Below are 13,944 nucleotides of genomic sequence, written 5' to 3' on the forward strand. Positions count from 1 at the left end.
CAGTTTAGACTCTTCTGTCCGGTAGCCGCCTTATTGTGCGTAGGACAGCAGCCAGAGGAAGACTCCCCCGCCGGCTGCCGCTCCGGCGGCGGCTGCGAGGAGATGGCCTGCCGGGCGTCCCTGCTGCAGCCGGGCGGCGAGGAAAAGCGCCAGCGCGCAGGCAATGACGACACCTGACACTGTCCCCGGCAGTCCCTGGAACAGCAGGGCCGCCGTCGAACCGAGGATCACAATGCCCACCCCCAGCGTGAGGTCCAGCCAGGACCAGGACGTGAACGCGTTGGCGACCAGCAGCACGAGGACTGCGGCCAGCAGGGCGAAGGCCGCCGCAGAAAGCGGCAGCGGGCCGTCCAGCCAGAGGATGAGCCGCTGGAACATAAACGCCAGTGCCGCCGCGCCAAGCACGGTGGGCGGCAGGGACGACGGCGGCAGGCTGCGGAGGTCGTTGTGCCGCTGCAGGTAGGTGACCAGGACGGCCGGGAAAACGCCCATCAGCAACGCTGCACCTGCTCCCCACGGCAGGGCGGCACCGGGTGGAAAGCCGAGAAACGGAGCGGCCAGGAGGATGAAGGACCAGATCAGCGCAGACGCGGCTGTGTTCCGGCCGGACTCCCGGTCCGCTCCGCGGGGCATCAGCTGCGGACGGTGTTGACCAGCCGGCCGATGCCTTCGATATCGACCTCGAAGCGTTCGCCGTCGCTGATGATGCCGACGCCGGCGGGAGTGCCTGTGAGGATGACGTCGCCCGGCAGCAGTGTGAAGGCCTGCGAGACGTAGGAAACCAGTTCCTTGACCCCCCAGATCATCGAGTTGGTGTTGCCGTCCTGGACCAGTTCGCCGTTGAGGTAGCCGCGGACCGCGGTGTTCTCGGGATCCAGTTCGGTTTCGATCCACGGGCCCAGCGGGCAGGAGGTGTCAAAGCCCTTGGCGCGGGCCCACTGGTCGTCGGTGCGCTGGGCATCGCGGGCCGTGAGGTCGTTGGCGCAGGTGTAGCCGAAGATGACTTCGTCCACGCGTTCAATCGGGACATCCTTGCAGATGCGCCCGATGACGACGGCGAGTTCGGCTTCGTAGGAAACCTCGTCCGAGAAGGAGGGCAGCACCACGGGATCGTTGGGGCCGATCACCGAGGTGTTCGGCTTGAGGAACATCAACGGCGCCGGCGGCACATCATTGCCCATTTCGCTGGCGTGGTCCGCGTAGTTACGGCCGATGCCGACCACTTTGCTTCGCGGGATGATCGGGGCCAGCAGGCGCACGTCTTCCAGCTTGTGCCGCTCCCCCGTCAGCTGGACGCCCGAAAAGAACGGGTCACCCTTAATGACGGCGATTTCTTCGCTGCCTTCTTCTCCGCCGACCACGCCGAAGGCGGGGTCGCTGTCCTGTACAAATCGAGCAATACGCATGGGTATAAGCCTAGTGGAGAAACTGGCCAAGCCGGCAGGCGGTACTTACAGGGCCTGGAAGACTCCGAAACCGGCAGGAAGGACAACAAAAACGACCAGGAACACAACGACGGCGGTGCGTCCGGCGCGGTTGCCGACATTCACCGTCAAGCCAGTGCCGGACCCGCTGCGCTTGGGTACCAGGACGTGGGGGTCATTCGGGTCGTTGTAGAGGATACCGCCCACCCATCGTTTCTCCTCTTCCTGTTCCTCTGCTGTCGGGCGGACACCGTCCCGCTCAGCCGTCCGCCTCGCCCAGCGCGCGCCAGCCGCATAGCAAAGGACCAGGCAGCCAAGAATCAGCGCAACCATCACGAGGGCCGGCCCGGCGGGGACATGGTCCGGGGTTCGCCAGCCGGCAACAGTGAGCGTACCGATCAGCACCGCTATCAGGAACGAAGTCCAGCCCAGGGCCGCAACTGTGCCGCGGATCGTCCCCTCCCGGCGATACAGCTCCCAGTCCGATGAATCCGTCTCCGGGGGAACCATGGCAGGCACGACGGCGGCAATCAGGGCCAGGAGGACGCTGAGGCCGCCGCCCATCATCAAGGGGAAGAAAACGGTGCCGAAAGACTTCGCTTCCCACTCGTCCGGGCTGCCGCCGGCGCCCCAATGGGTTGGAATTGTCTCCGGCAGGGAATCGTAAATCGTGGTTCCGTAGGCAAAACAAGACAGCGAAACAAGCACTGCAGCGAAATGGATCAGCCAGAAGATACCGCGCCCGCTGGTGATTTTTGTCTCGACCTTGGAATCCATGTATTCAATCTATCCGGATTGGCGGGTTAAAGAGGAAGAGCCCGTACCAGCACTGGTACGGGCTCAACCTGTATTCAAATATTGTCCGGCGGTGACCTACTCTCCCACATCCTCCCGGATGCAGTACCATCGGCGCTGTGGGTCTTAGCTTCCGGGTTCGGAATGGGACCGGGCGTTTCCCCCACGCTATGACCGCCGTAACCCTTCCACCCGCACCACACACCCAAAACCAACAGGGCATGCAGGGGGAAAACAATGGTTACAACACGTCCCGAAACCACCTCGCAAGGAGGGGTGCCGGCAGTGCGGTAAATATTGGTGAACCCGCCCCCCGGACAAGGAGGCGTGATTCGGTGTTCGTTCCTGGTGCAACAACCAACGGTTGTTGTCCGGGAACCACATAGTGGACGCAAGCAGCATGATCTACAACACCCTTTATACTTTGACGGACCGTTTGAAGTCGTGTCCGTCCAGGTGCTGGTGTGGTGTAAGTTATCGGCCTATTAGTACCGGTCAGCTTCACGGGTCTTTAGTCCCCGCTTCCACATCCGGCCTATCAACCCAGTGGTCTGGCTGGGGGCCTCTCACACACAAGGTGTATGGAAATCTCATCTCGAAGCGGGCTTCCCGCTTAGATGCTTTCAGCGGTTATCCCATCCGAACGTAGCTAATCAGCGGTGCACTTGGCAGTACAACTGACACACCAGAGGTTCGTCCGTCCCGGTCCTCTCGTACTAAGGACAGCCCTTCTCAAATTTCCTGCGCGCGCAGCGGATAGGGACCGAACTGTCTCACGACGTTCTAAACCCAGCTCGCGTACCGCTTTAATGGGCGAACAGCCCAACCCTTGGGACCTACTCCAGCCCCAGGATGCGACGAGCCGACATCGAGGTGCCAAACCATGCCGTCGATATGGACTCTTGGGCAAGATCAGCCTGTTATCCCCGAGGTACCTTTTATCCGTTGAGCGACGGCCATTCCACAATGTACCGCCGGATCACTAGTCCCGACTTTCGTCCCTGCTCGAGATGTCTCTCTCACAGTCAAGCTCCCTTGTGCACTTACACTCGACACCTGATTGCCAACCAGGCTGAGGGAACCTTTGGGCGCCTCCGTTACTCTTTAGGAGGCAACCGCCCCAGTTAAACTACCCATCAGGCACTGTCCCTGACCCGGATTACGGGCCGAAGTTAGATATCCAGTATGACCAGAGTGGTATTTCAACGATGACTCCACCCGAACTGGCGTCCGGGTCTCACAGTCTCCCACCTATCCTACACAAGCCACACCGAACACCAATACCAAACTATAGTAAAGGTCTCGGGGTCTTTCCGTCCTGCTGCGCGTAACGAGCATCTTTACTCGTACTGCAATTTCGCCGAGTTTATGGTTGAGACAGCGGGGAAGTCGTTACTCCATTCGTGCAGGTCGGAACTTACCCGACAAGGAATTTCGCTACCTTAGGATGGTTATAGTTACCACCGCCGTTTACTGGGGCTTAAATTCCCAGCTTCGCCCGTAAGGGCTAACCGGTCCTCTTAACCTTCCAGCACCGGGCAGGAGTCAGTCCGTATACATCGTCTTGCGACTTCGCACGGACCTGTGTTTTTAGTAAACAGTCGCTTCCCCCTGGTCTCTGCGGCCCCGATCCCCTCCGGACAGCAAGTGTCCATCAAGGTTGGGGCCCCCCTTCTCCCGAAGTTACGGGGGCATTTTGCCGAGTTCCTTAACCATAATTCTCTCGATCGCCTTAGTATTCTCTACCTGATCACCTGTGTCGGTTTGGGGTACGGGCGGCTGGAACCTCGCGCCGATGCTTTTCTAGGCAGCATAGGATCACCGGATCCCCCCGTGAGGGGGTCCCGTCGGATCTCAGGTTCGTCATCAAAGACACCGTGACGGATTTACCTATCACGGACCCTACGTCCTTAGACCAGGTCTACCATCGCCTGGCCCGGCTACCTTCCTGCGTCACACCTGTTAATACGCTTACCTCCCAGGATCAGGTCCCGTGCTCGGCCAAAACCCTCACACCACAAGGGTGATCGGGCAGGCTCCGGACGGTTAGTGTCCCCTGCTTGGTATGGGCGGTTCTTCGCCGGTACGGGAATATCAACCCGTTGTCCATCGACTACGCCTGTCGGCCTCGCCTTAGGTCCCGACTTACCCAGGGCAGATTAGCTTGACCCTGGAACCCTTGATCATTCGGCGGACGGGTTTCTCACCCGTCTTTCGCTACTCATGCCTGCATTCTCACTCGTGTAGGCTCCACCACTGGTTTACACCGCAGCTTCACTGCCCACACGACGCTCCCCTACCACTCCAGACGACTGAACCACGAAGGCTTATCTATATCTGAAATCCACAACTTCGGCGGTGTACTTGAGCCCCGCTACATTGTCGGCGCGGAATCACTTGACCAGTGAGCTATTACGCACTCTTTCAAGGGTGGCTGCTTCTAAGCCAACCTCCTGGTTGTCTGGGCAACTCCACATCCTTTCCCACTTAGCACACGCTTAGGGGCCTTAGTTGGTGGTCTGGGCTGTTTCCCTCTCGACTATGAAGCTTATCCCCCACAGTCTCACTGCTGCGCTCTCACTTACCGGCATTCGGAGTTTGGCTGACGTCAGTAACCTTGTAGGGCCCATTAGCCATCCAGTAGCTCTACCTCCGGTAAGAAACACGCAACGCTGCACCTAAATGCATTTCGGGGAGAACCAGCTATCACGGAGTTTGATTGGCCTTTCACCCCTACCCACAGCTCATCCCCTCCATTTTCAACTGAAGTGGGTTCGGTCCTCCACGACGTCTTACCGTCGCTTCAACCTGGCCATGGGTAGATCACTCCGCTTCGGGTCTAGATCACGCCACTGCATCGCCCTATTCAGACTCGCTTTCGCTACGGCTTCCCCTCACGGGTTAACCTCGCGACGTAACACTAACTCGCAGGCTCATTCTTCAAAAGGCACGCTGTCACAGCAATCAGAGCTGCTCCAACGGTTTGTAGGCACACGGTTTCAGGTACTATTTCACTCCCCTCCCGGGGTACTTTTCACCTTTCCCTCACGGTACTTGTCCGCTATCGGTCATCAGGGAGTATTTAGGCTTACCAGGTGGTCCTGGCAGATTCGCACGGGATTTCTCGGGCCCCGTGCTACTTGGGATCCTCTCCAAGCGGCAGCATGCATTCCGGTTACGGGGCTAACACCCTCTACGGCCCGGCTTTCAAACCGGTTCACCTATACATCTGCACTCACTTCACCGATCCGGCAGAATCGGTACGGAAAGTCCCGCAACCCCAGTGATGCAACGCCCGCCGGCTATCACACACCACTGGTTTAGCCTCTTCCGCGTTCGCTCGCCACTACTAACGGAATCACTGTTGTTTTCTCTTCCTGTGGGTACTGAGATGTTTCACTTCCCCACGTTCCCTCCACGCACCCTATGTGTTCAGATGCGGGTCACCCGGTCACTCGCGCGCCGGGCGGGGTTTCCCCATTCGGACATCCTGGGATCAAAGTTCGGTTATCAACTCCCCCAGGCTTATCGCAGATTCCTACGTCCTTCTTCGGCTCCTGATGCCAAGGCATCCACCGTGTGCCCTTAAAAACTTGACCACAAAGATCAATTTATTATCGCTATCGAGAAAACCACGGTCTCACCAGGCACCCTTTGACAGGCACCCGGATCTACCAGGTTTTTCTGAAATTGCACTTAATATTTTAAGATGCTCGCGTCCACTATGTAGTTCTCAAACAACAACCCCGTCACACCCATCCCCGCACCCGACCACCCCGCAAAGGGCTGTCAGCGACACGGTTCCGGCCTGCGCAGGAACAAACAGAAACAAACCAGTCAACCCGCAGAACCACCCCCCGAAAGGGAGAAGAACACGGGTGCCTGTTGCTTCAGGACCCAACAGTGTGCCAAACGACTAACCGGACTTACCAGGGCCGCAGCGGATGTTCCAGGAACCTCCCCAGGGGAAGGAACGTACTGATCCATAGCGGCCGGCATGCCGGCGCCTATCCATTGATATTCCACCCTTGAGCACCCACCGGAGAACATATGTCTCCGATATGGGCATCTCCTGCAAAGCACACATCCAACACTGTGGAAGGACATGGTCTTCGAGGTGCTCCTTAGAAAGGAGGTGATCCAGCCGCACCTTCCGGTACGGCTACCTTGTTACGACTTAGTCCCAATCGCCGGTCCCACCTTCGACGGCTCCCTCCCACAAGGGGTTAGGCCACCGGCTTCGGGTGTTACCAACTTTCGTGACTTGACGGGCGGTGTGTACAAGGCCCGGGAACGTATTCACCGCAGCGTTGCTGATCTGCGATTACTAGCGACTCCAACTTCATGAGGTCGAGTTGCAGACCTCAATCCGAACTGAGACCGGCTTTTTGGGATTAGCTCCACCTCACAGTATCGCAACCCTTTGTACCGGCCATTGTAGCATGCGTGAAGCCCAAGACATAAGGGGCATGATGATTTGACGTCGTCCCCACCTTCCTCCGAGTTGACCCCGGCAGTGTCCTATGAGTCCCCGCCATAACGCGCTGGCAACATAGAACGAGGGTTGCGCTCGTTGCGGGACTTAACCCAACATCTCACGACACGAGCTGACGACAACCATGCACCACCTGTAAACCGGCCACAAGTGGGGGACCTGTTTCCAGGCCTTTCCGGTTCATGTCAAGCCTTGGTAAGGTTCTTCGCGTTGCATCGAATTAATCCGCATGCTCCGCCGCTTGTGCGGGCCCCCGTCAATTCCTTTGAGTTTTAGCCTTGCGGCCGTACTCCCCAGGCGGGGCACTTAATGCGTTAGCTACGGCGCGGAAAACGTGGAATGTCCCCCACACCTAGTGCCCAACGTTTACGGCATGGACTACCAGGGTATCTAATCCTGTTCGCTCCCCATGCTTTCGCTCCTCAGCGTCAGTTAATGCCCAGAGACCTGCCTTCGCCATCGGTGTTCCTCCTGATATCTGCGCATTTCACCGCTACACCAGGAATTCCAGTCTCCCCTACATCACTCTAGTCTGCCCGTACCCACTGCAGACCCGGGGTTGAGCCCCGGGCTTTCACAGCAGACGCGACAAACCGCCTACGAGCTCTTTACGCCCAATAATTCCGGATAACGCTTGCGCCCTACGTATTACCGCGGCTGCTGGCACGTAGTTAGCCGGCGCTTCTTCTGCAGGTACCGTCACTTTCGCTTCTTCCCTGCTGAAAGAGGTTTACAACCCGAAGGCATTCGTCCCTCACGCGGCGTCGCTGCATCAGGCTTCCGCCCATTGTGCAATATTCCCCACTGCTGCCTCCCGTAGGAGTCTGGGCCGTGTCTCAGTCCCAGTGTGGCCGGTCACCCTCTCAGGCCGGCTACCCGTCGTCGCCTTGGTGGGCCATTACCCCAACCAACAAGCTGATAGGCCGCGAGTCCATCCAAAACCGCATAAAGCTTTCCACGGACCGCCATGCGGTGGTCCGTTGTATCCGGTATTAGACCCGGTTTCCCAGGCTTATCCCGAAGTCAGGGGCAGGTTACTCACGTGTTACTCACCCGTTCGCCACTAATCATTCTGTGCAAGCACAGAAGTCATCGTTCGACTTGCATGTGTTAAGCACGCCGCCAGCGTTCATCCTGAGCCAGGATCAAACTCTCCGTAAATGTGTTACAGACACAGCACCCGAGCCAAGGAAAATTGGCTGCAGGCACTGCACTAAATTCGAAACCGGCTAAAAAAACCGTCCCATACCCACGGGGTGGGCGGAAACGGCCTGTTCAACCAATCAAAATAAATTGGTATCAATAAACTTGGCACACTATTGAGTTCTCAAACAACAGACGCAATCCGAAAATACTCGGGAAAACAATTGTTTTCCTTTTCTTCTTCGCTGCAATGTTTTATATCTTATTCCATTCCGGCGTTATTTGCAATTCGCGGTTTCCCTTGTCGGGAGCCCGTGAAAGGCGTTTTCCGCCGTTCCGGACCCAGCAATAACCGGAGTCTTTTCCACCGGCCCCGCGAAGGGCGCGCACTGGTTGGACTCTGTTTTTTGTTGGGGTTTGGCCGCCATGCTCGGGCGCTTTTCCAGCGTCCCGGCCGCGGCGACTCATGTAACTCTACACATCGCTTCCGGTCCTTGCAAACCGGATCGAAGTGACCTGCCGCACTGGGCCCGGGAACAGTTTTCCGTCCCCTGCCCTGCAACCGATGTTTCCATTTTAGGACTGTCCCGCTGCCCCCATGCAAGCCCGCAGCCGGTTTTCCTCGTCACACCCGCGCGGACAGCTCCGGGCGGGAATTTCCTTCGTCAGCTGCCGTTCCGCAGATAGGCGAGCTGCGCGGCCACCGAACGTTCCGCCGCCTGGCGGACGTTCGCCGGCACATCGGAGTAGACCAAGTCAGCGATCTCCCCCGCGCCGGCGTCCGGCCCGGCTTGTGCCAGGGCTGCCCGGATCTGTTCCAACCGCTCTTCTCGGTGGTCGCGGTAGGTCAGGACCAGGGAACTGAGGTCCGCCTGGACCGGTCCGTGTCCGGGAAGGACCATGGCCGGTCCAAGGTTGGAGAGCATATCCAGTGTGTCCAGGTAATCGCCGAGGTTTCCGTCCGGATAGTCCAGCACGGTAGTCCCCCGCCCCAGGATGGTGTCCCCCGTCAGGACGGAACCGTTGGCGCCGTCATCGGGAAGCCAGAAGCACACCGAATCGGACGTGTGGCCCGGAGCCGCAAGGACCCGGATGTCCACACCTGCAGCGGAGATCTCTTCATCAGCCGCCAGTGGTTTGCCCGACACACAGAAAGCGGGATCGAAGGCCCGCACCGGAGCGCCGGTCAGTTCGGCGAACCGCCGGCTGGCCTCCGTGTGGTCGGAATGCCGGTGGGTGATGAGCACCAGCTCCACGGTTCCGGCATCCGCCAGGGCCTGCAGGTGCTGCTCGTCCCGGGGGCCCGGGTCCACTACCACCGTGCTTCCGGATCCGGGGGCAGCCACAATGTAGCTGTTGGTGCCGTCCAGCGACATGGGACCCGGGTTCGGCGCCAGCCTTACGCGGGTCAGGTCACTGCTGCGGACCACTCCGGATTCCGGAAGCATTGGCATGTTTGTCCTAGGCCAGGCGGGTCAGCCAGCCGTGGGTATCCTCCACGGTGCCGGTCTGGATGCCGAGCAGCTGCTCGCGGATGGACATGGTGACCTCGCCGGGCTTCGAGTCGGCGGAGCCAATGACCTCGTCCTCGGACTTCAGCTGGCCGATCGGGGTAATGACGGCAGCCGTACCGCAGGCGAACACCTCGGTGATCTCACCGGAGGCAATGCCCTCGCGCCATTCGTCCAGGGTGATCTTGCGTTCCTGGACGTCCATGCCGCGGTCGCGGCCCAGCTGCAGCACGGACGAGCGGGTAATGCCGTGCAGGATGGTGCCGGACAGGGCCGGCGTGACCAGACGGCCGTCCTTGAAGACGAAGAAGACGTTCATGCCGCCCAGTTCTTCAACGGCGTTGTCATTGAATTCGTCCAGGAACAGCACCTGCTTGCAGCCGTTCGCTTCGCCTTCCATCTGGGCAATGAGCGACGCCGCGTAGTTGCCGCCGCACTTGGCTTCCCCGGTGCCGCCGCGGCCTGCGCGGGCGTACTTGGAGGAGAGCCAGATGGATACAGGCTTCAATTCCCCGCCGAAGTAGTTTCCGGCCGGGGAGGCGATGACCCGGTAGGAGACTTCACGGGCCGGGCGAACGCCAAGGAAGGCCTCCGTGGCGATCATGAAGGGACGCAGGTACAGTGCGGCGCCGTCGCCGTCGGGGATCCAGTCCTGGTCCAGCGCCACCAGCTGGCGGATGGACTCCAGGAAAAGTTCCTCGGGCAGTTCGGGCAGGGCAAGCCGGCGGGCGGAAAGGTTCAGGCGGGCTGCGTTGGCCTCCGGACGGAAGCTCACCACTGAACCGTCGGCATGGCGGTAGACTTTCAGGCCCTCGAAAATCTCCTGGCCGTAGTGCAGCACGCCGGCGGCAGGATCAATGGAGATGGGACCGTAGGGCTCAATCCGAGCGTTCTGCCACTCCTGCTCGCCGGACTCCCCCGCCTTCCAGTCAATGACGGCGGTGTGATCCGTGAAGTAGTCGCCGAACCCGGGGTTTGCCAGGATGGCTGCACGCTCGGCGGCGAGCTTGGGATTGCTGGAAAGCTCCTGGGAAAACTCCAGTGCGCTGACGGTCATGATTCCTCCACTGTGAACGGCAAAAGCCCGTTCTACGACTGCTTATTGGCTATGCACGAGCTTATGACACCGCGGTGGCAATGGCATCGCCGACCTCAGCGGTGGAACGCCGCGTTCCGTCCCTGCCGGCGAGGTCTTTCTCCACTGCCCGTTCCACTCTGGCCGCTTCTTCGTGGAAGCCCAGATGCTGCAGCAGGAGCGCGGCAGAAAGAATGGCTGCGGTCGGGTCGGCCTTCTGCTGCCCGGCAATATCGGGAGCGGAGCCGTGGACCGGCTCGAACATGGAGGGGAAGGTCCGGTCCATGTTGATGTTTCCGGAGGCCGCCAGGCCGATCCCGCCGGTGATCGCCGCTGCGAGGTCCGTGATGATGTCGCCGAACAGGTTGTCGGTGACAATCACGTCGAAGCGTGACGGATCGCTCACCATAAAGATCGTTGCGGCATCCACGTGCAGGTAGTCATGCGTCACCTCCGGGAACTCGGCGGCCACCTTCTCCACGGTGCGCTTCCAGAGCCTGCCCGCATTCACCAGCACGTTGTGCTTGTGGACCAGGGTCAGGTGGCGGCGCGGCCGGGCAGCGGCCCGGCGGAAGGCGTCGCGCACTACCCGTTCCACGCCGTACGCGGTGTTCAGGGATACCTCGGTGGCGATTTCCTGCGGGGTGCCCTCCCGCAGCACTCCCCCGTTGCCGGCGTACGGTCCCTCGGTACCTTCGCGCACCACAACGAAGTCCACGTTGCCCGGAGCAGAAAGCGGGCTGTGCACACCCGGGTACAGGCGGGACGGCCGCAGGTTGACGTAGTGGTCCAGGCTGAACCGCAGCTTCAGCAGCAGTTCGCGTTCTATCAGGCCCGACGGGACGAGCGTGTCCCCCGGTGCGGCACCCACGGCACCGAACAGGATGGCATCGTGCCCCTTGAGCGCTTCCAGTGTGTGCTCCGGAAGCGTCTCGCCGGTTTCCAGCCAGTGCTCCGCTCCCAGCGGGTATTCCGTCAGCTCAAACCGGACGGGGCCGCCGCCGGTAACCGCCAGCAGCACCTTCACTGCTTCGGCGGTGACTTCGGGGCCAATCCCGTCGCCGGGGATGACGGCCAGGGAAATGGTTCGGGGTGTGTCTTCGCTCATGCTGCCCATCCTAGGAAACCGGTCCAGATACCGGGCAACCCGTCCCGCATCGTGGACACCCGGGACGGACCTCCGGGACGTCACCCCCGGGAGTTCAACCCGCAGTATGACGCGCGGACGCCCGAACACCCCTAAAGTTGGTTTCCATGCTCGTGCACCGACGACTCTATGCCTGGCTGCAGGCGAACTCCGGGAAAGTGAACTTCTGGCAGGCAATCGCTGCCACGCTCATCTTCGCCGTCCCCTTCCTGCTGACGGGAGGAGGACAAAACGTCGAGTTCTTCCTGTCCGCGGCCATCTGCATGAGCCTGGCCTGGCGCCGCAGCCGCCCGGTGGCGGCAGCCGCCGTCCAAGCCGCCGCCTGTGTCCTCCAGCTTTTCCTGGTCCCGGTCACCGGTCTGCCGGCAGACATCTTCGTTCTGGTCACTGTGTATTCCCTGGCTGCCTTCGCCCCGCGCTGGGCGAGCATTGCCGGGCTGGCCCTGGCCGGCATCGGCGGGGCACTCTTCCTGATCCGGTATATCTTCCCCGACATCGCCGGGGAGGGCATTTCCGTCATCGCCGTCATCGACCTCGTCGCCGTCGAAGCGGTGGTCCTGGTGGCATGGACGTTCGGCGACCTGACCCGCACCCGGCGGCTGGCCGTGCAGGCCCTCCAAGACCGCGCGCATCGGCTCGAAGTTGAACGCCAACAGGAACGTGAACTCGCCGCCGCCGATGAACGCAGCCACATCGCCCGCGAAATGCACGACATCGTGGCGCACTCGCTGTCCGTGATCATCACCCAGGCCGACGGCGCCCGGTATGCGAGCGCCGAGGACCCGGACATCGCGCCGAAGACGCTGGGCGTCATTGCAGAGACCGGCCGAAGTTCCCTGCGGGAGATGCGCCGACTGCTTGGCGTACTGCGCGGCGACGAAGCCGCCTCTACCCGTCCCCTCCCTTCCCTCGCCGACATCGACGAACTGCTTGAGTCCGTTCAACGGGGCGGGCTGGAAGCCGCCTTCAGCGTTACCGGTACGCCGCGGCGCGCCTTGCCGCCGGGGGCGGAGCTTACCGCTTATCGGGTGATCCAGGAGTCGCTCACCAACGTGCTCAAGCACGCCGGCCCGCGGGCGCGTGCCGACGTGGCCCTGCGGTGGACCCCTGCCGGACTGGAACTGGATGTCCACGACGACGGGCTGGGCGCGGCGTCGGCCCTGCACGACGACGGCGCCGGGCAGGGCATCAAGGGCATGGCAGAGCGGCTGTCCCTCTACGATGGAACGTTGAAGGCCTCCCCTGCGGCCGGCGGAGGATTCCGCATTGAAGCATTCATTCCCTACACGGAGGCCTAGCCACAGTGCCGGATTCCCCCTGGACTGCAGCGTCCGACCCGTCCACCGAGCCCGCAGCCCCCATCCGGGTACTCCTCGTTGATGACCAGCAGCTGGTGCGCGGCGGGTTCCGGATGCTGATCAATTCCCAGCCCGACCTCAAGGTTGTTGCCGAAGCCGGTAACGGGCGGGAGGCGCTGGCCGCGCTGGCAGCCGTGTCCGCCGACGTCGTACTGATGGACGTCCGTATGCCCGGGATGGACGGCATCGAAGCCACCTCCCGGATTCTGGACGGCGACACCGGCGGCGGACCCAAGGTCGTAGTCCTGACCACCTTCGACCTGGATGAATACGCGCTCACCGCTATCCAGGCCGGTGCCAGCGGATTCCTCCTGAAGGACGCACCGCCTGAGGAACTCCTGGAGGCCATCCGGACCGTGTACCGCGGGGACGCCGTCATTGCGCCGTCCACCACGCGCCGCCTCCTGAACCACGTCGCTCCCCTGCTGCGCACGGCCGGTGCGCCGGGCAGCCGGCATGCCGACGCCGTCGCTTCCCTGACCCCGCGCGAACACGAGGTGTTCACCCTGATTGCGCAGGGCCTGTCCAATCCGGAAATCGCCGCGAAGCTGTACCTGTCCGAAGCGACCGTGAAAACCCACGTGGGGCATATCCTGGCCAAGCTGGAGGCCCGGGACCGGGTACAGGCCGTGGTCATTGCCTACGAGACGGGGATTGTCGCACCCTAGGGAGATGGTCACGCTCGACGACGTTCGCTCCATCTGTCTCTCCCTCCCGGGCGTGACGGAGCGCCTTAGCTGGAAGCAGCCGGCCTGGTTCGCCCGTACCCTGATGGCCCGGATGTGGGAGGACGATGTCCTGACCGTGAAGAGCGCCGAACGCGAGGCGCTGGCGGCGCTGCAGCCGGACCTGTTCTATTGGACGCCGCACCACAACCGGTCCCCCTTGCTCCTCCTGGCCCGGCTGGAGCATCTGCCTCCGGATGAACTGTCCGAGCTGCTCCGCGAGTCCTACCGGCTGGCCGGCCCCCTTCCACCCACGGTATGAGACGCTGAG

General features: G+C 61.4%; 9 protein-coding genes and 3 rRNA genes. 3 read left to right on the forward strand and 9 right to left on the reverse strand.

The genetic code is table 11. The annotated features are described in order from the left end of the window. Positions 1-30: 30 nt before the first annotated feature. The 9 genes from N2L00_RS10375 to N2L00_RS10415 all read right to left on the reverse strand — a co-directional run bounded on the left by N2L00_RS10375 (position 31) and on the right by N2L00_RS10415 (position 11,551). Positions 31-633, reverse strand: a complete 603-nt coding sequence (locus N2L00_RS10375) for a hypothetical protein (protein WP_255862829.1) — start codon at positions 631-633, stop codon at positions 31-33. Continuing rightward, positions 633-1,406, reverse strand: coding sequence for a fumarylacetoacetate hydrolase family protein (locus tag N2L00_RS10380; RefSeq protein ID WP_227923562.1), 774 nt, complete (start codon positions 1,404-1,406; stop codon positions 633-635). The genes N2L00_RS10375 and N2L00_RS10380 overlap by 1 nt, the downstream gene beginning before the upstream one ends. A gap of 45 nt (positions 1,407-1,451) precedes the next feature. Then, positions 1,452-2,201 carry a DUF1648 domain-containing protein gene (locus N2L00_RS10385; RefSeq protein WP_255862827.1) on the reverse strand — a complete coding sequence of 250 codons (750 nt, stop codon included), beginning with the start codon at positions 2,199-2,201 and terminating at the stop codon, positions 1,452-1,454. A gap of 83 nt (positions 2,202-2,284) precedes the next feature. Beyond that, positions 2,285-2,401 (reverse strand): 5S ribosomal RNA (gene rrf / locus N2L00_RS10390). 282 nt (positions 2,402-2,683) lie between these two features. Then, positions 2,684-5,818: ribosomal RNA gene (locus tag N2L00_RS10395) — 23S ribosomal RNA — on the reverse strand. A gap of 529 nt (positions 5,819-6,347) precedes the next feature. Then, positions 6,348-7,875: ribosomal RNA gene (locus tag N2L00_RS10400) — 16S ribosomal RNA — on the reverse strand. Together the 16S, 23S and 5S rRNA genes form the textbook arrangement of a ribosomal RNA operon. Before the next feature lie 647 nt (positions 7,876-8,522). Beyond that, positions 8,523-9,311 (reverse strand): MBL fold metallo-hydrolase, encoded by a 789-nt coding sequence (locus N2L00_RS10405; RefSeq protein WP_374676601.1) that lies wholly within the window; start codon positions 9,309-9,311, stop codon positions 8,523-8,525. Between the two features lie 7 nt (positions 9,312-9,318). Next, positions 9,319-10,425, reverse strand: a complete 1,107-nt coding sequence (locus tag N2L00_RS10410; protein ID WP_255764568.1) for a branched-chain amino acid aminotransferase — start codon at positions 10,423-10,425, stop codon at positions 9,319-9,321. 61 nt (positions 10,426-10,486) lie between these two features. Beyond that, the gene (locus tag N2L00_RS10415; RefSeq protein ID WP_255862785.1) at positions 10,487-11,551 is read right to left on the reverse strand and encodes a 3-isopropylmalate dehydrogenase; all 1,065 of its coding nucleotides are present in this window, start codon (positions 11,549-11,551) and stop codon (positions 10,487-10,489) included. A 146-nt stretch (positions 11,552-11,697) separates the two neighbouring features. Here N2L00_RS10415 and N2L00_RS10420 point away from each other — a divergent pair, with 146 nt between their 5' ends. The 3 genes from N2L00_RS10420 to N2L00_RS10430 are packed head-to-tail and all read left to right on the forward strand — an operon-like array spanning position 11,698 to position 13,935. Further along, positions 11,698-12,888 carry a sensor histidine kinase gene (locus N2L00_RS10420; protein ID WP_255862784.1) on the forward strand — a complete coding sequence of 397 codons (1,191 nt, stop codon included), beginning with the start codon at positions 11,698-11,700 and terminating at the stop codon, positions 12,886-12,888. 5 nt (positions 12,889-12,893) lie between these two features. Then, positions 12,894-13,616 (forward strand): response regulator transcription factor, encoded by a 723-nt coding sequence (locus N2L00_RS10425; protein ID WP_255862783.1) that lies wholly within the window; start codon positions 12,894-12,896, stop codon positions 13,614-13,616. Positions 13,617-13,620: 4 nt separating this feature from the next. Further along, the gene (locus N2L00_RS10430; protein ID WP_255862782.1) at positions 13,621-13,935 is read left to right on the forward strand and encodes an MmcQ/YjbR family DNA-binding protein; all 315 of its coding nucleotides are present in this window, start codon (positions 13,621-13,623) and stop codon (positions 13,933-13,935) included. Positions 13,936-13,944: the final 9 nt, after the last annotated feature.

The sequence above is a fragment of the Arthrobacter sp. zg-Y1171 genome (assembly GCF_025244845.1).
In the GTDB taxonomy this organism is placed as follows: Bacteria; Actinomycetota; Actinomycetes; order Actinomycetales; family Micrococcaceae; genus Arthrobacter_B.

Coding starts and splice junctions, on each gene's coding strand:
- N2L00_RS10405 (WP_374676601.1), bottom strand. CDS start 9,311: ATGCCAATGCTTCCGGAATCCGGAGTGGTCCGCAGCAGTGACCTGACC.
- N2L00_RS10415 (WP_255862785.1), bottom strand. CDS start 11,551: ATGAGCGAAGACACACCCCGAACCATTTCCCTGGCCGTCATCCCCGGC.
- N2L00_RS10420 (WP_255862784.1), top strand. CDS start 11,698: ATGCTCGTGCACCGACGACTCTATGCCTGGCTGCAGGCGAACTCCGGG.
- N2L00_RS10380 (WP_227923562.1), bottom strand. CDS start 1,406: ATGCGTATTGCTCGATTTGTACAGGACAGCGACCCCGCCTTCGGCGTG.
- N2L00_RS10385 (WP_255862827.1), bottom strand. CDS start 2,201: ATGGATTCCAAGGTCGAGACAAAAATCACCAGCGGGCGCGGTATCTTC.
- N2L00_RS10410 (WP_255764568.1), bottom strand. CDS start 10,425: ATGACCGTCAGCGCACTGGAGTTTTCCCAGGAGCTTTCCAGCAATCCC.
- N2L00_RS10430 (WP_255862782.1), top strand. CDS start 13,621: ATGGTCACGCTCGACGACGTTCGCTCCATCTGTCTCTCCCTCCCGGGC.
- N2L00_RS10375 (WP_255862829.1), bottom strand. CDS start 633: ATGCCCCGCGGAGCGGACCGGGAGTCCGGCCGGAACACAGCCGCGTCT.